20 protein-coding genes are annotated in these 20,006 nt (G+C 66.5%); 13 read left to right on the top strand and 7 right to left on the bottom strand.

The window, feature by feature from the left end:
* Positions 1–2: 2 nt before the first annotated feature.
* The 7 genes from kdpC to ATE70_RS07375 all read left to right on the top strand — a co-directional run bounded on the left by kdpC (position 3) and on the right by ATE70_RS07375 (position 7,176).
* Positions 3–593, top strand: coding sequence for a potassium-transporting ATPase subunit KdpC (gene kdpC / locus ATE70_RS07400; protein ID WP_058537291.1), 591 nt, complete (start codon positions 3–5; stop codon positions 591–593).
* Entirely contained in the window at positions 590–3,262 is a 2,673-nt protein-coding gene (locus ATE70_RS07395; RefSeq protein WP_058537290.1) for a sensor histidine kinase, read from the top strand. The genes kdpC and ATE70_RS07395 overlap by 4 nt, the downstream gene beginning before the upstream one ends.
* On the top strand, positions 3,259–3,984 hold the full coding sequence (locus tag ATE70_RS07390; RefSeq protein WP_058537289.1) for a response regulator: 726 nt from the start codon (positions 3,259–3,261) through the stop codon (positions 3,982–3,984). The genes ATE70_RS07395 and ATE70_RS07390 overlap by 4 nt, the downstream gene beginning before the upstream one ends.
* A gap of 62 nt (positions 3,985–4,046) precedes the next feature.
* Positions 4,047–4,226: a hypothetical protein gene (locus ATE70_RS25135; protein WP_156420162.1), complete on the top strand. Its 180-nt coding sequence runs from the start codon at positions 4,047–4,049 to the stop codon at positions 4,224–4,226.
* 110 nt (positions 4,227–4,336) lie between these two features.
* On the top strand, positions 4,337–4,681 hold the full coding sequence (locus ATE70_RS07385) for a hypothetical protein (RefSeq protein ID WP_058537288.1): 345 nt from the start codon (positions 4,337–4,339) through the stop codon (positions 4,679–4,681).
* A 116-nt stretch (positions 4,682–4,797) separates the two neighbouring features.
* Positions 4,798–5,616, top strand: a complete 819-nt coding sequence (locus ATE70_RS07380; protein WP_058537287.1) for a TorF family putative porin — start codon at positions 4,798–4,800, stop codon at positions 5,614–5,616.
* A gap of 171 nt (positions 5,617–5,787) precedes the next feature.
* Positions 5,788–7,176 (top strand): exopolysaccharide biosynthesis polyprenyl glycosylphosphotransferase, encoded by a 1,389-nt coding sequence (locus ATE70_RS07375; protein WP_058537286.1) that lies wholly within the window; start codon positions 5,788–5,790, stop codon positions 7,174–7,176.
* Between the two features lie 21 nt (positions 7,177–7,197).
* Here ATE70_RS07375 and ATE70_RS07370 read toward each other — a convergent pair whose 3' ends face one another.
* From ATE70_RS07370 to ATE70_RS07360, 3 genes are read right to left on the bottom strand one after another with little or no spacing between them, the layout of a single operon-like run.
* Entirely contained in the window at positions 7,198–8,196 is a 999-nt protein-coding gene (locus ATE70_RS07370) for a polysaccharide pyruvyl transferase family protein (RefSeq protein ID WP_058537285.1), read from the bottom strand.
* Positions 8,193–9,674 (bottom strand): lipopolysaccharide biosynthesis protein, encoded by a 1,482-nt coding sequence (locus tag ATE70_RS07365; protein ID WP_058537284.1) that lies wholly within the window; start codon positions 9,672–9,674, stop codon positions 8,193–8,195. Before ATE70_RS07365 ends, ATE70_RS07370 begins: the two co-directional genes overlap by 4 nt.
* A complete protein-coding gene (locus ATE70_RS07360) occupies positions 9,664–10,425 on the bottom strand; it encodes a glycosyltransferase family 25 protein (RefSeq protein WP_082639666.1) in 762 nt (253 codons plus the stop codon). The genes ATE70_RS07365 and ATE70_RS07360 overlap by 11 nt, the downstream gene beginning before the upstream one ends.
* Positions 10,426–10,648: 223 nt before the next feature.
* Between ATE70_RS07360 and ATE70_RS07355 the strand changes: the two genes are divergently transcribed.
* From ATE70_RS07355 to ATE70_RS07340, 4 genes are read left to right on the top strand one after another with little or no spacing between them, the layout of a single operon-like run.
* Entirely contained in the window at positions 10,649–11,518 is an 870-nt protein-coding gene (locus ATE70_RS07355) for a glycosyltransferase (RefSeq protein WP_058537283.1), read from the top strand.
* Positions 11,518–12,483 (top strand): glycosyltransferase family 2 protein, encoded by a 966-nt coding sequence (locus ATE70_RS07350; RefSeq protein WP_058537282.1) that lies wholly within the window; start codon positions 11,518–11,520, stop codon positions 12,481–12,483. The genes ATE70_RS07355 and ATE70_RS07350 overlap by 1 nt, the downstream gene beginning before the upstream one ends.
* Positions 12,480–13,397, top strand: a complete 918-nt coding sequence (locus tag ATE70_RS07345; protein ID WP_058537281.1) for an endonuclease/exonuclease/phosphatase family protein — start codon at positions 12,480–12,482, stop codon at positions 13,395–13,397. The genes ATE70_RS07350 and ATE70_RS07345 overlap by 4 nt, the downstream gene beginning before the upstream one ends.
* Positions 13,394–14,692 carry an outer membrane beta-barrel protein gene (locus ATE70_RS07340; RefSeq protein WP_058537280.1) on the top strand — a complete coding sequence of 433 codons (1,299 nt, stop codon included), beginning with the start codon at positions 13,394–13,396 and terminating at the stop codon, positions 14,690–14,692. Before ATE70_RS07345 ends, ATE70_RS07340 begins: the two co-directional genes overlap by 4 nt.
* 7 nt (positions 14,693–14,699) lie before the next feature.
* On the opposite strand, the gene ATE70_RS07335 is transcribed toward ATE70_RS07340, so the two are convergent.
* From ATE70_RS07335 to ATE70_RS07325, 3 genes are read right to left on the bottom strand one after another with little or no spacing between them, the layout of a single operon-like run.
* Positions 14,700–15,419 carry a serine acetyltransferase gene (locus tag ATE70_RS07335; RefSeq protein ID WP_156419639.1) on the bottom strand — a complete coding sequence of 240 codons (720 nt, stop codon included), beginning with the start codon at positions 15,417–15,419 and terminating at the stop codon, positions 14,700–14,702.
* A gap of 5 nt (positions 15,420–15,424) precedes the next feature.
* Positions 15,425–15,988, bottom strand: coding sequence for a polysaccharide biosynthesis/export family protein (locus ATE70_RS07330; RefSeq protein WP_058537279.1), 564 nt, complete (start codon positions 15,986–15,988; stop codon positions 15,425–15,427).
* A complete protein-coding gene (locus tag ATE70_RS07325; RefSeq protein WP_058537278.1) occupies positions 15,985–17,166 on the bottom strand; it encodes a glycosyltransferase in 1,182 nt (393 codons plus the stop codon). The genes ATE70_RS07330 and ATE70_RS07325 overlap by 4 nt, the downstream gene beginning before the upstream one ends.
* A gap of 185 nt (positions 17,167–17,351) precedes the next feature.
* On the opposite strand from ATE70_RS07325, the gene ATE70_RS07320 reads away from it, so the two are divergent.
* Complete coding sequence (locus ATE70_RS07320; RefSeq protein WP_058537277.1) at positions 17,352–18,512, top strand: acyltransferase family protein; 1,161 nt, start codon at positions 17,352–17,354, stop codon at positions 18,510–18,512.
* A gap of 15 nt (positions 18,513–18,527) precedes the next feature.
* Positions 18,528–18,806: a hypothetical protein gene (locus tag ATE70_RS07315; RefSeq protein ID WP_058799865.1), complete on the top strand. Its 279-nt coding sequence runs from the start codon at positions 18,528–18,530 to the stop codon at positions 18,804–18,806.
* On the opposite strand, the gene ATE70_RS07310 is transcribed toward ATE70_RS07315, so the two are convergent.
* A complete protein-coding gene (locus tag ATE70_RS07310) occupies positions 18,803–19,993 on the bottom strand; it encodes a glycosyltransferase family 4 protein (RefSeq protein WP_058537275.1) in 1,191 nt (396 codons plus the stop codon). The two genes, ATE70_RS07315 and ATE70_RS07310, sit on opposite strands and share 4 nt — an antisense overlap.
* Positions 19,994–20,006 lie beyond the last annotated feature (13 nt).

Raw genomic sequence — 20,006 nt, 5'->3', positions numbered from 1 at the left:
CAATGAACAAGGATCTCATCAGCGCGCTGCGTCCGGCGCTCGTCATGACGCTGCTTTTCGCGCTGCTTCTCGGGCTCGCTTACCCGCTGGCGCTCACCGGCATCGGGCAGGCGCTTTTCCCGAGCCAGGCGAACGGCAGCCTCGTCGAGGAGAATGGCCGGGTTATCGGTTCGACCGTGGTCGGCCAGGCCTTCTCGTCGGAACGCTATTTCAACACGCGTCCTTCGGCGGCGGGCAAAGGCTATGACGGGCTCGCCTCGTCGGGGTCGAACCTCGGCCCGACGTCGCAGGCGCTCGTCGACCGGGTGAAGGGCGATGTCGGGAAATTGAAGACCGCCGAACCCGGCAAGGCCGTGCCGTCGGACATGGTGACCGCCTCGGGTTCGGGGCTCGACCCCGATATCACGCCGGAGGCCGCGCTCTATCAGGTCGACCGCGTCGCAAAGGCGCGCGGGCTCGATGCGGCGGCGGTTCGCGGGCTCGTCGAACAGAGCGTCGACCAGCCGCTGCTCGGCTTTCTTGGCGAGCCGCGCGTCAATGTGTTCAAGCTCAATCGACGGCTCGATGCTTTTGGGGCTAAACCCGCCGCGTGACAGGAAATGATCGACCATCTCCCGAAGCCTTCCTGCGTCAGGCGGCGCAGGAAGGCCGCGGCCGTCTGAAAGTGTTTCTCGGCGCGGCGCCCGGTGTCGGCAAGACGTGGGAGATGCTCACCGACGGACGGCAACGGCGCGAGGCGGGGGTCGATGTCGTGATCGGGGTGGTCGAGACGCACGGCCGGCGCGAGACCGAGGCGCTGGTCCACGGCCACGAGATCATCCCGCGCCGCGACGTCGACCACCAGGGCCATAGTCTGGGCGAAATGGACATCGACGCGATTCTCGAACGCCGCCCCGCGCTCGTGCTCGTCGACGAGCTTGCGCATACCAACGCGCCCGGCAGCCGTCACCCCAAGCGGTATCAGGATGTCGAGGAACTGCTCGATGCGGGGATCGACGTCTATTCGACAATCAATATCCAGCATGTCGAGAGCCTCAACGACGTCGTCGCCTCCTTCACCCGCGTCCGCGTCCGCGAAACCGTGCCCGACTCGATCCTTGAAAATGCCGAGATCGAGGTCGTCGACATCCCGCCCGACGAGTTGATCGAGCGGCTGCGCGAGGGCAAGGTCTATATCCCGCAGGAAGCGACGCGCGCGCTCACCCATTTCTTCTCCAAATCGAACCTGACCGCGCTGCGCGAACTCGCGCTCCGCCGCGCCGCGCAGGCGGTCGACGCGCAGATGCTCGAACATGTGCGCAGCCATGCCCTCGCCGGCAGCTTCGCGGTCGGCGAGCGGATCGTCGTTGCGGTCAGCGAACTGCCCGTCGCGGCCGAGCTTGTCCGCGCGGGCAAGCGGCTCGCCGATGCACTGAGGGCGCCGTGGAGCGCGGTCTATATCGAGACGCGGCGCAGTCAGGGCATGACCGACGACGATCGCCGCCAGCTCGCCGACACGCTCGCGCTCGCCTCGCGGCTCGGTGCCTCGACCGCCACCGTCCCCGCGGCGAGTGTCGTCGAAGGGCTGCGCGCCTTTGCCGGCGACGCGCGCGCGACGCAGATCGTCATCGGCAAGTCGAGCCGTCCCTGGTGGTTCGAGATGCGTTACGGATCGGTCGTCGACCAGCTGGTGCGGACGATCGACGATGTCGCGGTGCATGTGCTGCCCGGCGAGCCCGCCGCAAAGCCCGGCGGGCCGCGCAACCGGATCGTCGCCCCCGGACGCTGGGGCCGCCCGGCCGACTATATCTGGTCGCTGGCCATGGTCGCCGCGATAACATTACTCGCGCGCCTGCTCCTCGCCGCGATCGACCTAGGCAATATCGCCTTGCTCTTTCTGGTGCCGGTCATGTTCGCCGCGGCGACCTTCGGGCTGCGCGCGGGCCTGTTCGCGGGCCTGGCGTCGAGCCTCGCCTATAATTTCTTCTTCCTGCCGCCGACCGGCACGCTGACCGTCAACAATCCCGAAAATGTCGTCAGCATCCTCGTGCTGCTCGGGGTCGCCGTCGTGACCAGCCAGTTTGCCGCGCGCGTGCGGGCGCAGGCCGACCTTGCCCAAACGAGCGCGCGGCAGAACGCCGCGCTCGCCAGCTTCTCGCGGCTGCTGACCGCGGCGCCCGACCAGGACACGCTGATGCACGCCATCTGCGCCGAGGTCGGGCGCCTTCTCGATGTCCGCACCGCGCTGCTGCTGCCGTCGGCCGACGGCCCGATGCTGCGCGCCGCGGTTCCGCCCGAAGACCGGCTCGAGCAAATCGAGCGCGCGGCGGCGCAGTGGGCGATGGACAATGAACAGCCCGCCGGGCGCGGATCGTCGACCCTCACCGCGTCGGACTGGCTGTTCCATCCCTTGCGCACGACGCGCGGCGTGCTCGGCGTGCTCGGCATGACGCGCGACGACGCGCGCGAGCCGGTGCGCTCGGATCAGGTGCCGCTGCTCATGAGCCTCCTCGACCAGGCGTCGATCGCGCTCGACCGCATGGAGCTTGAGGAAGAATCGCTTCGCACGCGGCAGGTCGACGAACGCGATCGCCTGCGCTCGGCGCTGCTGTCGTCGGTCAGCCACGACCTTCGGACCCCGCTCACCACGATCCTCTCAGCCGCGCAGGAAATCCGGCGCAATCCCTCGGCGTTGCTGGCCGAGACGATCGAGACCGAAGCGCTTCGCCTCAACCGTTTCGTGTCGAACCTGCTCGACATGGCGCGGGTCGAAGCGGGTGCGCTGCCGATGAAGGTCGAGGCGACCGACCTGTTCGATGCCGCCGCCAGCGCGGCGCACGATACGCGGGCGTCGCTGCTGGGGCATGAGGTCAAGGTCGATATTTCGCCCAATATCCCGCTGGTGCGGGTCGATCCGGTGCTGCTCCACCATTGCCTGATCAATCTGCTCGACAATGCCGGGCGCTATGCCGACCCCGGCACTCCGATCGTCATTCGCGCCCGCCGTGCGGCCGATGCCATATCGATGTCGATCATCGATCAGGGGCCGGGGATCGCGCACGGGAACGAGAAGCGCGTCTTCGAAACCTTCACTCGGCTCGAGGGCAGCGATCGCGCGAAGCACGGCACCGGCCTCGGGCTCGCCATCGTCAAGGGATTTGCCGAGGCGATGGGCCTGTCGGTCGAGGCGAGCAACAATGACGATCCGCACGGCGCCTGCTTCACCATTCGCATCCCCGAGCGGCTGATCATCACGCATCTGGACGACAAGGAACAGCCATGAAAGTGCGTCACAAGGTATTGGTCGTGGACGACGAGCTGCACATCCGCCGCCTGATCCATGCCGCGCTGGCGCGCGCCGACTATACGATCGTCGAAGCCGAGAGCGCCCGCGAAGCGCTCGAAATGCTTCGCGACGAGCGCCCCGATATCGTGCTGCTCGATCTGGGGCTGCCCGATCGCGACGGACTGGAACTCGTGCCGCTCGTCAAGCAACAGTCGGACACGACCTTGATCGTCGTCTCGGCGCGCGACGCGACCGACCAGAAGGTTGCCGCGCTCGATCTGGGCGCCGACGACTATCTGACCAAACCCTTCGACACCGACGAATTGCTCGCGCGCGTGCGGGTCGCCCTGCGCAACCGCATGACCCGCGACGGCGGAATGCTGGCAGTGACCGCGGGCGACGTGACGATCGACCTGATCGCACGCACCGTCGTCAAGGCGGGCCGCGAGGTCCATCTGACGCCGAAGGAATATGCGGTGCTGGCGCAGCTCGCGCGGCACCCGGGGCGCGTCATCACGCACAAGCAGATCATGGCAGAGGTCTGGCCGCACGAGGTCGAGCATCATGTCGAATATCTGCGCGTCCTCGTCCGCACCCTGCGCCAGAAGCTGGAGAGCGATCCGCAACAGCCGCAGATCATCAGCAACGAACTCGGAATCGGCTATCGCCTGCGGTCGGTCAGCGACGCGCCGGGCGACGAAGCCGAGCAGAGGCAATAATCGCGCAAATTCTATGCCGATCATATGGACTTGGGGCTGACCTGCTCTCGATTTCAAATGGCGTGAGCGCCTATCTAGTTCCGATGACAAGCGACGATTTCAAACGGCCGTCTGATGCTTCGCGGCCGTCGCGGCACGACCGGGTCATCGACTGGCTGGGCGCGCAAGGGCCCTCGGCACTCACAATCTATATGTGCGCGACGGTGGCTCTGGTCGCCTTTCTTGCCGACAAGTTGAGCTGAGCCTGGCTCGCCCAAATTATACGCAATCTCAATGCACCGCGCCGTTTCCCGATCTCGAATTCATACGCGATGATGCGTAATTGGTCGGCCTCCCTGCTGGAGGTTGCACGATGAAGAAATGGCATGAAAACCGAGCCGCCGATATCGGCCTGCGCGCCGGGGGCGCCGCCTTGCTCGGCATCGGCTGGCTGCTTGCCCTGAGGCTCCATCATATGGCCCAGACGATCGGACCGCGCGATGCGAGTTCGCTGATGATCCTGTTGTCGGCGGTGACCTTCCTCTGCGCGAGCGCCGGAAGCGCCCTGCTGTTCGTCGGCGCGGGCCTTTGGGAGAGTGTCGAGGTTTCGGCGCGATGGAAACGCGTGCCTCCGCTCGCTTCCAATGCGTCGTTTTCCGTCGAACGCGATCCGGGGAATGACGCCGAGCCGGCGATGCACAGTCGATCCGCCGCATAACGAAAACACTATGCAATTGATCGCCCGCCACTCTCGATTTCCAATGCCGCGCTGATCTAGTTGGGCGTCCTCGCCAGCCTCCCCACTCCGGAAAGAGGCCAGTTCAAGAGGACAATATGAAGACCATTATCTCAGCCGCCGCGCTTCTCGCGGGACTTTCTCCGGCCGCCGCTTTCGCACAAGATGAAGAAGCAAAATCCGTCACGATCACGGGATCCGCGACCATCGCGTCCGATTACCGTTTCCGCGGTGTGTCGCAGTCCGACGAGGAAATGGCCGTTCAGGGCGGCCTGACGCTGACCCATCAAAGCGGCCTTTATGCGGGCGTCTGGGCGTCCAACCTCGGCGGCTGGGGCACTTTCAGCGGCGCGAACATGGAACTCGACCTGATCGGCGGTTATAAATTGCCGCTGAGCGACAAGGCCGCGCTCGATGTCGGCCTCGTCTGGTACATGTACCCGGGCGGCGCCGATGAATCGGATTTCGCCGAGCCTTATGTGAAACTGTCGGGAACGGCCGGACCGGCGACTTTGACCGCCGGCGCCGCCTATGCGCCCAAGCAACATGCGCTCGCCAATGTTTCGAACGCGCCGAACAGCCGCGGGCAGAGCGACGATAACCTCTATCTGTGGGGCGACGGCGCGGTCGCGATTCCCGGCACGCCCTTCACCGCAAAGGCGCATATCGGCCATTCGGACGGCAATCCCGGCCTCGGCCCCAACGGCACCAGCGTCGCCCCGACGGGGAGCTACTGGGACTGGTCGCTCGGCATGGACGCCAGCTGGCGCAACCTGACGCTGGGCGTGTCTTATATCGATACCGACATCAGCAAGTCGGAGGCGGCGCGCCTGCAGCCCAATTTCAGCAAGGGCGGTGACGGGACCGGTTCGATTGCCGACGCCGCGGTGGTGGCCAGCCTGACCGCAGCCTTCTGATATGCGAATGGCTCGGGCGGCCGCGCTGCCCGAGCCGTTTTGCTCGCACGGACCATATCGCACGGATCATCTTGTATCCGGCACGTGCCCGCGCGGCCCGCTTGTATTCCCTGGCGTCCAAGACATGTTGCATTGCAACAATATAGCCAACCCCAGGGAGCTCCCCATCCCATGACCAAGATCGACTTGGCGCTCCAAGGCGCACCCATTCGAACGCCGCTCGCGAAGGCGGCGCGGCGCGATGCCAAGATATGGCTCTGTTTGGGACTGATCGCCTTGGACGCGGCGGCGCTCGCGGTGGGCTTCGCCGTGACGTTGATGATCGAGCAGCCCCGGATCATTTCGGAAGGATTGTTGACTGCGATGCTGGGCGCACTGTTCGTCCATTTCGCGATCGCCTTTCAGAATCAGGCCTATAATCCGCGCTGTCTGACCCGTCCGGTCAAAAGCGTTCGCCAGACATTGCTGTCGTTCGCGACGACCCTGTTCGTCTTCCTGCTCGTCGCTTTCTCGCTGCGGATCACCGGCAAGGTGCCGCGTTTGGCGATCGGCATGGGCATGGTGACCGCGGTGACGCTATTGGTGGCGCAGCGGCTTTTGATCTGCCGCATCGTGCGCCGGGCTTTCGGCGACATGACCGCCGAACTGGTCATTGTCGACGATGCGAACCTGCCCGCGTCCTACCTCGATCGCGAGATCATCGACGCGCGCGAGTCGGGGCTCCGTACCGATCTCGACGACCCCTATATGCTCGATCGCCTCGGCACCGTGCTGCAGGATTACGACCGGGTGACGATCGTTTGCGCGCCCGGGCGTAAGGTCGAATGGGCCCGCGCGCTGAAAGGCGTCAACATCGTCGGCGAGATCGTGATGCCCGAGATTGCCGAGCTGGGGCCGCTCACAACGCGCCAGCGCGGCGGGGTGACGACGCTGGTTGTGTCCTGGGGGCCGCTCAACCGCGCCAACCGGGTGAAGAAGCGTGCGCTCGACCTCGCGGTGACGATTCCGGCGCTGATCCTGCTGTCGCCGCTGCTGTTGATTGTGGCGCTGGCGATCAAGCTCGATTCGCCGGGGCCGGTCTTTTTCCGGCAGGAGCGGATGGGGCGCGGCAACCGCATCTTTCGCATCCTGAAATTCCGCAGCATGCGCGCCGAGACGACCGACGCGAATGGCGCGCGTTCGGCGAGCCGCGACGACGACCGGATCACGCGCGTCGGCCGCTTCATCCGCGCGACGAGCATCGACGAGCTGCCGCAGCTGATCAACGTGCTGTCGGGCGAAATGAGCCTCGTCGGGCCGCGCCCGCATGCGCTGGGCTCGACCGCCGGGAACGAGCTGTTCTGGCGCGTCGACCGGCAATATTGGCACCGTCACGCGCTCAAGCCCGGGATTACGGGCCTCGCCCAGATCCGCGGGTTTCGCGGGGCGACCAACACCAAGCGCGATATTCTGGACCGGCTCGAATCCGATCTGGAATATCAACACGGCTGGTCGCTGCTGCGCGACGTTTCGATTTTGGCGCGCACCGCGCAGGTGCTCGTGCACCGCAACGCCTATTGAGCGGCGCCCTTTGGACGGCGCTTAGCCGTCCACGATCTGCGGGGCGCGGCAGGCCAGCGCGGTGTCGAAGGCTTCGGCGCGGTGCGTCGCGCGCATCAGCCCCGCATAATCGCCCGTCCATTGATCGGCGAAGCCCGCGACCTTGCCATAGCTGTTGTCGAGCAGCACGTGCGGGATGTCGAGCAGCAGCGAGAGAATGTGCGCGTGCAGCCGGTCGGTGACGACCAGCTCGCCGGTGGACAGCATCGCAAGGCCGCGCTGGAATCGCCAGTCGGCCAGACGCTGCTGCCGCGCGGCGCGCTGCGCCATCGGATCGCGGGTTAGGAGGCGGCCGAGCCCCAGCGACAGGCGCAGGCGGCGTTTCTGGCCGGCATCCTCTTCGAGCCAGTCGTCGGCGACGACCCCCGCGGGCAGCGCGGCATCGCCGGCGGCGCGTTCATGATCGGTGCGGAGCAGCGCGAAGACCGGCGCGGTGGCGGGGTCGCGGCGCTGGCGGCCGAGCATCAGCGCGGCATCGGGGCAAAGCCGGATATCGCAATCGAAATGCTGCTCGGCAAAGGCGAGCGAGCGCGCATCGCGGACGAGCAGGGTGAATTGCCCGTGCGCGCGGATCGCCTCGGCCATTTCGGCCGCGGCGGCGGGATCGGCATAGTGGAGCGACTGCGGCATCTGGACGATCGGGTGGCCGCGATGCGTGCGAAGCAGGTGCAGCCGGAATGCTTCATGCTTGGGCCAGAGCGTCCCCATATTGCCGCCGCCGTGGATCAGGATCGGCCCGTCACCGATCGCCGCGCGGCACGCCGCGTCGTCGAAATCGGCGATCGCCGAATAATAGGCGGGAAGGCGGCCGGACTTGCGCAGATACGCCATTTCGCCGAGCCAGATCGCCGAATCGCCGACATTGGAGTGGTCGGGGAAGTCGACCAGCGCGAGCGGGCCCGGGGGGATCACAGCATCGAGCGTGCGCGTGAAACGCTGGGCGAGTTCGCCGACGAGCTGGTCGGCGGTCTTCTTGGTCATATCGGGCTCTTTCTGAAGCGTTTGAACAGGAACAGGAAACGGCCGCGCCACGCGCCCGAGATGGCGAGCAGCGCGATCGCGTAGAAGAGCGCGCCGATCGCGGTGAGCAGCAGCAGCGATTGCCAGCCCGCCAGATGCGTATCGAGCAGCCGCATCGCGATCGCGAGCGCGACGCCCATCACCGACGAGGCGATGAGCGGCGCGCCGACCGCGCGCAAGCTGTCGACCGGACGGATGCCCGAGGCGCGGCGGAGCAGCCAGATCTGCAATGGCAAGGTGAGATAGGCGCGCCCGACGTAAGAGACGGCGACCGCGAAAAGCCCGTAAGGGAGCGCCGCGAGCGTCAGGATCACGCCGAGGACCAGCTGCGTCGTCGAGAGCGAGATCAGGCTGCGCGACGCGCCGAGCACGCTGAGCGAGGGCGAGGCGAAGAAGTTGAGCGTGAAGGGCACGGCCATGAAGGCGAAGATCTGGGCGAGCTGGCCGGCTTCGGCCCATTTGGCGCCGAACACGGTGGGGATCGCGACCGGCGCGAGGGCGCCGAAGCCGACAAGCGCCGGGAAGGAGAGCGCCGACGCGCGCGCAATCATCCAGCGATAGGCTTTGCGCAGTTCGGCGGGGTCGTCCTTGACCCGCGCGAGCGTCTGCACCGCGACCTGCGTGAAGGGCTGGATCGCGCCGCGGCCGATCAGCTCGACGGTGCGCCAAGCGGTGCGATAGACGCCCACCGCGGCGAGCCCGATCCCGGCGCCGATCGCCATCTCCTGCACGCGCACCGTAGCGAGAAATGCGAGCTGGACATAAATCAGGCTGGCGTTGAGCATGATGTTGCCGCGCAGGATAACCCAGTCGAATTGCCAGCCCGGTTTCCAGTCATAGGAGGCGCGCGAGAGCACGACCCCGACGATCTCGGTCACGAGGCGCTGGATGACGAGGCTCCAGAGGCCGAGCCCGGCAAAGGCCGCGGCGACCGCGCAGGTGCCGCCGATCAGCCCGCCGACCACCGAGCGCAGCGCGGTGGTGCGATGCCCGAACTCGCGCAGGCGCAGCGCCATATGGGTAGCGCCGAAGGAGGAGATCGGCAGCGCGAGGCTCATCACCGCGAGCGGCAGCGCGATATCGGGCGCGCCCATCCAGTTCGCGATCGGCTGCGCCAGCGCCATGATCAAGAGGGCGGAGAGGAAAGAGAAAGCCTGCTGCGACCGATAGATGGTGTCGAGGAAGGCGGGAGTGATCTCGCGCTTGCGGGCGATCGTCTGCACGAGGCCCGCGGTCGCGATGATACGGAAGGCTTCGGCGGTCACCGCCATCACCGCAAAGGCGCCGATGTCGGCGCGCGTGAGCAGGCGCGCGAGGATCACGAAGACGACGAACGAGAAGATCTGGTCCGACAGGAAACGCGTGATCGTCCAGCCGATCGAGCTGCGGCTGCGTGCGCGTAACCCGTCGTCGAAGCGGGCAGGAAGATCAGCGCTCAAGCAGGCGTCTCGCTTTCAGCATCCGCATGCGTGCGCGTTCGAGAGCGCGCCAGGCCTTTTGCCTTATCGAATGATAGAGCGGATCGGCCTTCGGCCCGAAGCGCGAATTTCCAATGTCCGAGACGATCGCGGCTTCGAGGATCGGCGCGGGATAGAGCGCGAGATTGGGCAGGCCGTGCGCCCACGACCGATCCATTTCGTCATCGATCGGGCGGCGGACGATGCGGCAATGCCCGGCGAGCCGCCGCGCCCCTTCGAGCGTGATCGCATAGCCCTGCGTGCCATAGGCGAGCCCGACCAGCTCGACGATCGCGCGCGAATGCTGGAGGAAGTCGCGCCGCACGACGCGCTGCCACGTCGGGCGCTTGGCGTAGAGCCGAAGATAATCGATGCCCTCGGCGTGAAGATCGGTGCGCGCGAGCGGTTCGAGATAGGCCCAGTCGACCACCGTATCATCCTCGAGGACGATCGCCTGCCGCACGCCGCGTGCGACCATGTCCTGCCAGATCGAGAAATGGCTGGCGTAGCAGCCGATCTCGCCCTTGCTCATTGGCCGGCCCTTGTTGCTGCGGATCGCAGGCTCGTCGATCGTCATCCCCGGCGCCGGGCCGGTGCAGGCATCGAAGAAACGCCACGCAAGCGAGGTGTCTGCCGCGCGCGCGGCAAAGGCCGCGCGGCGCGCCGAGGCTGATTCGAGGGACACCACCAGGACTTCGGTGGTTTTGCCCGATTCGGGTAGGGAATCACCCACTTGGATCGCCTTTTTGCTTGCGGTTGCGCATGGCTGCGCGGTTCAGAACCAACGACGGGCCGACGCGATCCTTGGTAGCGGGCAATTATTTGAGAGCGAAGGCACCGGCGCTCCGGTCGTCCGGTCAACGGGGCAACTCGTCTTCGCAGGTGCAGCATATTGTTGACCGGCATGCCGTCGGCAGCCGATTGGACCGTCGCGGGGGCACTGGACAGGCGTATCTATGTTTCAAGTCGCAGTCGTCATACCCGTATGGAACGGCGAAGCCGTGCTGGGCCGCTGTCTCGCCGCGCTCGCGCGCCAGACGCTCCCACGCGCGGCCTATCAGGTCATCGTCGTCGACAACGGATCGAGTGACGCAACGCGCGAGATTGCGCGTAGCTACCTGGGTGTCGAGCTGCTCGAAGAGCGCCGCCCGGGCTCCTATGCGGCGCGCAACCTCGCAATCGGGCGCGTCCGCGCGCCGATCATCGCGTTTACCGACGCCGATTGCGAACCCGCGCCCGACTGGCTCGAGCAAGTGCTGCGCGCGGCGGCCGCCAATCCGGGGTTCGGCGTGCTCGCCGGCAAGATCGAGCTGTTCGACGAAATCGCGCAGGAGCGCGAAGTGTTCGGCGATTACGAGCGGCTGTTCAGCTTTCCGCAGGCGCACGCCGCGCGCGGCAATTGCGCGACCGCCAATTGGGCGAGCGAGACGGCGTTGCTGAAGGCGCTCGGCGGGTTCGACGCGGCGCTCAAATCGGGCGGCGACCGCCAGATGGCGCTGCGCATTCGCGAAAGCGGTCATCCGCTTGTCTATGTGCCCGCGATGGTGGTGCGCCATCCGGTGCGCGCGAGCCGCGCCGAGCTGGTGCGCAAGCGGCAGCGATTGAGCGGTGGGCGCTGGGATCGCACCCGGCGGCGCCCGCGCCTTGCCCATGTGCTCGGGATTACGGCGGTCGATACAATCCGGCGGCTGCGCCGCGCGGCGATCTCACGCGAATTGTCGTTCCGGCGCCGGCTGGCCGTGATGTGGCTGACATTGGAACTCGCCGGGGTGGCGGTGAGCGAATATCTCAATCTGGCGGGGGGACGAAAGGCAGCACGCGACTGATGACTCCTCCCCATGACGCTCCACGATTTTCCGTGGTGATGCCGCTCTATAATAAGGCCGCGCATGTGCGCGCCGCGATCGAGAGCGTATTTGCCCAAACGTTTCCGCCGCACGAAATATTGGTCGTCGACAATCGTTCGACCGACAGCGGGCGCGAGATCGTCGCCGCGATCGGCGACGCGCGGATCCAGCTGCTCGACCTCTCGACGCCGGGGCCGGGCGGCTATGCCGGACGCAACATCGGCATCCGCGCGGCGCGCGGCGACTGGATCGCTTTTCTCGACGCCGACGACTTGTGGCAGCCCGACCATCTTGCGGTGCTGGCCGAGGGCATAGGCGCCGACCCGAGCGCGCGTGCGGCGGCGACGCGGTTCGATCATGTGTTCGAGAATCGTTCGCAGCCGCAGCGGATCGCGCCGGAACTGGAGCGGCCGCAAAGCTTGGACCTAGCCGGCTTTCTTGCCGCCTGGCTGGCAGTGCGCGAATGCCCGATGTGGACCGGCGCGATCGCGATCCGGCGCGATACTTTGTTCGAGGCAGGGCTGTTCCCCGAAGGGCGCGCGGTGCGCGGCGGCGACAAGGATTTGTGGTTGCGTGTGCTCGCCAAGGGAGCGCTGCGATACGATCCGCGCGTCACCGCGGTCTTTCACCGCGACAGCGACAACAAGGTCAGCAAGTCGACGACGACGCTCGACGTACCCTGCCTGGTCGAGACTGCGCGCGGGATGCTTGCCGGCGCGACGACGCGCGAGACGGCGTTGCTGCGGCGGCTCGTGAACCAGGAAATCGCGCATTATGCGCGTTATGCGATGAAATATCCGGGCCGCACGGCGATCCGGGTGGGCGATCTGTATCTGCCCGAGGGGGCTGGCACCGCGGCGCTGCTGCTTGCGGCGAAGCTGATCCCCGCATCGGTCCGGCAATCGAGCTATGCCCTGCGCAACCGGCTGCGCGCCCGCGCGTGAAGCTGGTACGCATCTTTGGCACCCTGCTGGCCGGCGGGGCGAGCCTCGCCGCGTGGCTGTCGCTCGCTTGCGGGTTGCTACCGATGCTCGATGTGCTGGCGTCGTTCCTGCCGCTATTTGGCGTGGCGGTGCTGGTAGGATTGCTGCTCGCCCGGCCGCGCCTGCGCAGGGCTGTCGTCGCAGCCCTGGTTGGCCTCACGCCGGTCGCGATTGGCGTGATGCCCGAACTGACGCGCGCGATTCCGGCCGCGCAAAAGAGCACGACCCGGATCCGGCTGCTCACCCACAATGTCTGGCAGAGCAATCGCGATCCCGCCGATACCGCGCAGGCGATCATCGACGCCAAGCCCGATGTCGTGATGCTGCAGGAGGTGGATGGCAGTTTCCGCCCGATGCTAGCGGCGCTGGATCAGCATTTCGCTTTTTCCACCAAATGCCCGCCGGGCTGCGACCTCGCGATCTTCTCGCGCTGGCCGATCGTGGACAGCGATTATTTCCTGAAGGATCCGGGGGGGCGCAAATTCGGTCCCGCGATGCTCTGGGCGCGGGTAACGGAGCCCGGCGGCGATCCGTTCACCGTGGTGACGCTCCACTATCCCCGCCCGACATCGCGCGATCAGACGGTGCGCAGGCGCGATGTAGCGCGTGCATTGGCACGGATCGAACGCGGGTCCTTGATCGTTGGAGGCGACATGAACCTGACCCCTTGGGCCGCGGCGATGCGTGAGCAGGACCGCGCCTTCGCTCCGCTCACCCGCATGACGCGCGCGCTGCCTAGCTGGCCGCGCGCCTTTCCCGTGCTGCCGATCGACCAGCTTTATGCCGGACCCGACTGGGGACTGGTGTCGGCGCGGCGGTTTCCCGCCACCGGATCGGACCATCTGCCGCTGCTCGTAACGCTGGCCCGCCGATGAAGCGCGCGATCACCTTTGCGCTGCTCGGCAGCTGCGGTTTCGCGGTGCCTGCGCTCGCCCAGCAATCGGATGCGACCGACGGGCTCGGATCGGTTTCGAGCGAGAACAGCTTCGGGCGCGACCGCAATATCGGTGTGCTCGAACGCCGCCGGCCCGATTATACGCCCGAACCGATCCAGCTCGGCGTCCTCGAACTGATGCCGCGCATGGCGATCGGTGCCGGCTATGACGACAATCTCTATGCGCAGGAGAATGACCGCATCGGCGACGCCTATCTGCGCATTCGCCCGCGCGTCTCGCTGGTGCGGCCTTCGCCGACGCTCAAGCTGTCGCTCGACGGCGAGCTCGACCTCTTGCGCTACGCCGACCGCGCAAGCGAGAACGCCACGCAATATTCGGTGAATGCGGGCGCGCTCTACACGATCAGCAAGTCGGACACGCTGAACCTGACGCTGCGCAACGGGCGCTACAGCCAGGAACGCGTCTCGCCCGATAGTCCGACGCAGGCGTCGCGGCCGGTCCGCTTCACGCTGAGCGGGGGGACGGCGACCTATACGCATGTCTTCAACCGCCTGCGTGTGCGCGGCGTGGTCGATGTCGAGAACCGCAATTACAGCAACAGCGTGACGCCGCTCGGCGATCCGATCGACCAGGATTTTCGCGACCACACGACTTACACCGGCACGGCGGTCGGCGAATATGCACTGAGCCCGAGTATCGCGCTGTTCGTCGCGGGCTCGCTCAACAAGCGCGATTATCGCGAGCGCATCGGGCCGGTGGCGGCGCGCGATTCCAAGGGTTTCGAGCTTGCCGGCGGCGCGAGTTTCGAACTGGGCCGCAAGGCGCGCGGGGCGCTGCGGCTCGGCTATTTCCAGCAGGATTACCGGCCGGTCGAGTTCGAGGACGTCTCGGGCCTCCTCGTGCGCGGCGAGCTGGCCTATTTCCTGACGCCGCTGGTGACGATCACCGGCACGGTCGACCGCGGCATCAAGGAAACCGGCGTCAATGGCGCGACGGGGTATCTCGCGACCAACATGACGCTGCGCGCCGATTATGAGTTGCTGCGCAACCTGATCATCAGCGCGGGCGGCGAACTCGAGAAGCGCGACTTCAACAATATCGACCGGCGCGACGACCGCTGGACCTGGCGCGGCAGCGCGTCGTACCTCGTGAGCAAGCGGATGGCGCTGCGCTTCGACGTCCAGCGGCGCACCCAGTCGAGCTGGGGCGCGACGGCGGGCCGCGAATTCACGGACAATCGCGTTTCGGTGGGGCTGACCTTCTCGGGCCTGTAAGGCCCGGTCAGCCGGGCTTTGTCCGCGATCCGTAAAGCGCACCCTCGCACGCTGCGAGCAGTTCGGGCGGCGCGAGGCGGTTGATATAGCCGTCGGACCCCTGGTCGGAGAGCAGCTTCGCGGGGATGCCGCCGACGACGCCGCGCGCGGGTACGTCTTTCGTCACCACGGCGTTGGCGCCGATCGCGGCCTCGGCGCCGACATGAATGCCGCCGATTACCTTGGCGCCCGACCCCAGAAAGGTGCGATCGCCGATCACCGGTGCACCGCGCCGGCTGCCGCGGTTCATATAGCCGAGCACGACGCCGTGGGTGATGTTGACGTTGCTGCCGAGCACCGTGTCGCCGTGGAAATAGAAGCCGCCGAAACGGTTGAGGAACAGGCCGGGCCCGATCTCCATATATTCGGGGATCGCGAAGCCATATTTATAGCGCGCGCGCAGCAGCAGCCATTTGGCAAAGGGATAGAGGCCGAACGCCTTGGAGGGCTTGAGCTTGAGCCAGCCCGTCGTGCGCATCAGCACCGTATATTTATAGCCCGGGGTGAAGGCATAATGCTTCGCGAAGGCGCCGAAGCTGACGCGTCCCGCATAGCGATAAAGATCGGCGGCGAGCAGTGCCTTGAGCTTAGCGAAGCTCACCGGACAGCCGCGAAGATGCGGCTTTCCCGTCTCGTCGGACACGGGTTCTTCGAACGCCGGAACGGGCGTCAGCGATGCGGTCGCCATATCCATCAGAAATAGCGTTCGCCGAAGCGGATCGTATCGCCGGGAAGCACCGCGAAATCGGCGCTCATCGGATATTCCTGCTCGCCGGCCTCGCCCGCGCGCTTCAGGAAGACGCGCTTTTCGTTCGCACGATAGGTGAAGCCGTCGGCCTTCGCGACCGCGCCGCGGATGGTGAGGCCCTGCGTATAGGGATATTCGCCGGGCTTGTTCACTTCGCCGAGGATGTAGACGGGGCGGAAATTGGCGACCTGGACCGAAACCTGCGGCTCAAGCAGATAGCCGTCGCCGAGCTTTGCCTCGATCGCTTTGGACAGTTCTTCGGTCTGGAGCCCCGCGGCCTTGACCTCACCGATCAGTGGGAAGGCGATCGTGCCGGCGGGCGAAACCTCGAAATCGCCGGTCAGCTTCTCTTCGCCATAGGTTGCGACCTTGATCTTGTCGCCCGGCGAAAGGACGAAAGCCGTCGCGGGGGGTGGCGCGGCGCCGCTGCCCGCGAGCGGGGTTTGCCCGGCGCATCCGCCAAGAGCGATCAGCGCCCCCGCCAGTGCGATCTGCATGTGCCATTTCATGAACTTACTCCCGGACGATAGGCTGATATGTCTTCGATTTCGGACGCGGCGGACAGCGCGCGCAGCGCCGCCTCGATCCGCGCCCAGTAATTTGCCGCCGCCTGTTCGACGCCATAAGCCAGCGAGCGCTCGCGCGCCTTCGCGCCGCAGGCGCTGCGGCGCGGCTCGGCGAGCACGTCGACCAATGCCGCGGCAAAGGCTTCCACGTCATCGGTCGGCACCAACGCACCGGCATCGACATCGATCCGGCCGCTGATCGCATCGCGCGACCGGCCGGCCAGAATTTCGGATGGACCCGACGCGCAATTCGTCGCGACGACGGGGATGCCGCACGCCATCGCCTCGACCAGTCCGTTGGGGAAGCCCTCGGCGTTGGAGGGCAACGCGTAAGCTTGCGCGCGCGCAACCACTGCGAAGGGGTTGGCGACGAAGCCGGGCATGTCGACCCGGTCGGCGATTCCAAGCGAGGCGGCGAGTGCTTGAAGCGCGCCGCGCTCGGGCCCTTCGCCGAGTATGACGAGACGTTCGCGCGGCGAAGCCTGCGCATAGGCGCGCAGAAGGAGCGGAAAATTCTTGTTCGGCATAAGCCGCCCGGCCGAGACGATATAGGGATCGGCAGGCACGAAGGCGGGCGGCTCGGCCGCCAGTTCGGCGATGCGCCGATGGTCGACCGGATTGGCGATCGCGGACATGCGTACGCGCGCGACGCCGAAATTGGCGGCGAGATCGTCGACCACGCCCTCGGACACCGCGATGACATGCGCGGCGCGCGGATAGACGATGCGGACCATCGCCTTGGCGGCGCGCGCGTCGCCCAGATGGGCGCTGGTGTTGACCCGCTCGCTGATCAGCCACGGCCGGCCGCGCCCCGCCATCGCCCAGGCGTTGGCGATATTGGCGCGGGTCAGGAAGCTGAGCGTCGCATCGGGCGATACGCGTCCAACGAGCGCGCGCAGCTGCGTCAGGCTCGGCAGCAATTTGTGCCGGGCATCCAGCTGATGAACCTCGACCCATTCTGGTACGTCATAGGCGCGCGGTTCGTCGTCGAGCAGCGCGAGATGGATGTCGTAGCGCGCGCGCCAGGGAACGGATCCGGCCAGCAGCGTGGCGAGGACGCGCTCGGCGCCGCCCCCCGCGAGCGAGTTGATCGCGAATAAAATCCGCTTTCGGTGCAGCATGGTTCCTCGCTGGAGTTTCGGGCGGAATTCGCCTCGGGAGAACGCTTACCACGGGCATTTGTTGCAGTGCACACAGGTCCGCCCGCTTCATCGTCTCGCAGGGGCAACTGGCCGATTTAAAGGGGTTTCACGCCGCGAGGCGTCTATCAGGCGAGCATCGACGGACGATCTTGCGGAGGTATTTAATGGACATTCGGCGAGTCGAGTGTCTGGACGGCCTGCGCGGCGTCGCGGCCCTCTGGGTGCTCATCGGGCATATGATGATCCTGACCGGTTTCCGCTTGCCGCTGATCGGCAAGCCGGATCTGGGGGTGGACCTTTTCATCCTGCTCTCGGGCTTCCTGATGATGTACCAGTACCGGCTGCGCGCGGGCAGCGAAGACTGGGATGCGCCCGGCACCTGGGCGGTGTTCTGGACGCGCCGCTTTTTCCGGCTGGCGCCGCTTTTCTATGTGACGCTCGCGGCGGCGCTGATCGCGGGGCCGTCGATCTATGCCGACCGCGTCGCGATCGACAGCTTCCTCGGGCAAGCGCTTCAGCCGGCCGAGCGCTATACCGACGCGAGCCTCACCAATATCGTGATGCATCTGACCTTCCTGTTCGGATTGCTGCCCGAATACGCCTTTCGCACCCCGTTGCCCGACTGGAGCCTCGGGCTCGAAATGCAATTCTATCTGCTCTTTCCCTTCCTCATCCTGCTCGGGCGGCGGATCGGCTGGATCCCCGCGGCGCTGGTCGCGGCGGGGGGCGGTGTGGCCATCGCCCTGCTCGCCGGAGCAGCCGGGCTCGACTATCCGATGCCGTCCTTCCTGCCGTTGAAGCTCCAGCTTTTCCTTGCTGGCATGCTGATCGCCGCCGATCCGGGGGAGAGCCGCGCGCGGCTATGGTGGCGGCTTGGCGCCGCGATGCTGCTCGCCGCGATCCCGATCGGGGGCGACCAGGATTTGCTCCATTTCGCGGTGCGCGAACTGCTCGTGTTCGGCTTTTTCGCGCTGGTTCATTGGCGTTCGCTCGGGGTGATCGGCTGGGTCTCGCGCCTGCTCGGCAGCCGCCCCTTCTATTGGCTGGGCGAGCTTTCCTATGGCACCTATCTGATCCACCTGCTGATCCTGCAGCCGGTCGCGGCGGCGGTCATCGGGCAGTTCGGCATCGGGCTCGGCGCCGCCGGGCGGTTCGCGCTGACCGGAGCGGTCGTGGTGCCGGTGACCTATGCCCTTGCTTTTGTGACCTATAGACTGGTCGAGCTGCCCGGGCAGCGGCTGGGCAAGGCGATGATCAAGCGCGTGGCCGGGGGCAGCACGTCGCGCGCGCTTCAGACCGCGCCCGAAAAGATCGCGGCGCCCTAGCTATAGGATATGGAAATGGATCGACGAACGCTTCTGACTTCGATCGCGGCCGCGGCCGCCGGCAGCGCATGCACCGCAAAGGACGACGGGTCCGGGTCCGAAAAGGCCGGGCGGCCAACGCTCGCGATCGATTCTGACGGGCCGGGGCGTTGGCGAATTCGCAGCTGGGAGTGGCGGGAGAATGTGTGGCGCCCGCGGATCGCGCGGGCGACGCGGACCGGTGCGGGTATCGAAGTCAGTGGGCCGATCGATGCGGCGGACCGGGCGAAAGTCGTCGCCCGGCTCGGCGCCTAAGCTTCCACCGCGTCGGAATAATTGGACGTGCGCGGCGCCGTCCGGCCCTGCGCGAGCGTGGCGCGATAGACGTCGAGCGTATCCTCCGCCGCCTTGTCCCAGCTGAAGCGCGCGCGCACGGCGTCGCGATCGACCTGAAAATCCGCGCAATCGGCGTTCAGCCGCTCGGTGAGCGCCGCGACATCGCCGACCGGGAAATAATTCTGCCGGTCGAGCGCGATGTCGAGATTGGCGGGGATGTCGCTCAGCAGCATCCGCGCGCCGCAACTCGCCGCCTCTAGCGCCGCGATCGGCAGGCCTTCGTGATAGGAGGGCATCACGAACAGCGCGCAATGCTCGTAGAGACACTTCAGCGTCGCGCGTGACTGGACGCCGGCGAAGATCACGCGGTCGCTGGCGCGTGCGAGCAGTTCGCGCGCATATTCGCTCTCGTGATCGGCCGAACCGGCGATCACCAGCTTGGCGGTGCAATTCGAGCGCTCATAGGCGTCGATCAGGTCGTGCAGGCCCTTCTCCGGGACGAGTCGGCCCACGGCGAGGAGGAAATCATTATCCTTGAGGCCCAACCGTTCGAGCACGAGCGTCGGGTCGGCATCGCCGGGCAGGTCCGATGTGCCGTTGGGAATATAGGAGATCGCGTGCGCGCGTTTCGGAAAGCTCTGCCGCAGCTGCGCGGCGAGCGAGGGCGAGACGGCGATGACGCGATTGGCGAAGCTCAGCGCCAGCCACTCGCCGGCGCGCAGCGCGGTGCGCGCGACGAGGCCCCATTTCGCGCGGTGATAATCGGTGCCATGGTGCGTCACGATCACCTTCAGACCGAGCAGCCGGGCGAGTGGCGCGAGCAAACCGGGGCCGATGGCATGGATATGGATCAGCCCGGCGCCGCGCTTGCGGGCGGAAAGGACCGCGAGCAGGGTCGACACCACCGCTTCGAGATTTTGCGAGCGCGGGCAGGGGATGCCGACAATCTCGACCCCGCGATGCTCGCCCACCGGCTCGGGCAGATAGGGTGCGCGGCCGAGCACCACCGAACGGTGATCGGGCCAGATCGCCTTGATGCGCGGGAGAAGCTCCTCGCAGTGGCTTTCGATGCCACCCATCACATGCGGGAAACCGCGGAGGCCGGTCACGCAGATGATGGGCGCGCCCGCGGGGGCGCTGGAAGACAGACTTGTCCGTTGCAGCATTGTTAAACTCCAT

The organism is Sphingopyxis sp. H053, from assembly GCF_001468225.1.
Classification (GTDB): domain Bacteria; phylum Pseudomonadota; class Alphaproteobacteria; order Sphingomonadales; family Sphingomonadaceae; genus Sphingopyxis.
This window is presented reverse-complemented; position numbering and strand designations above follow the sequence as displayed.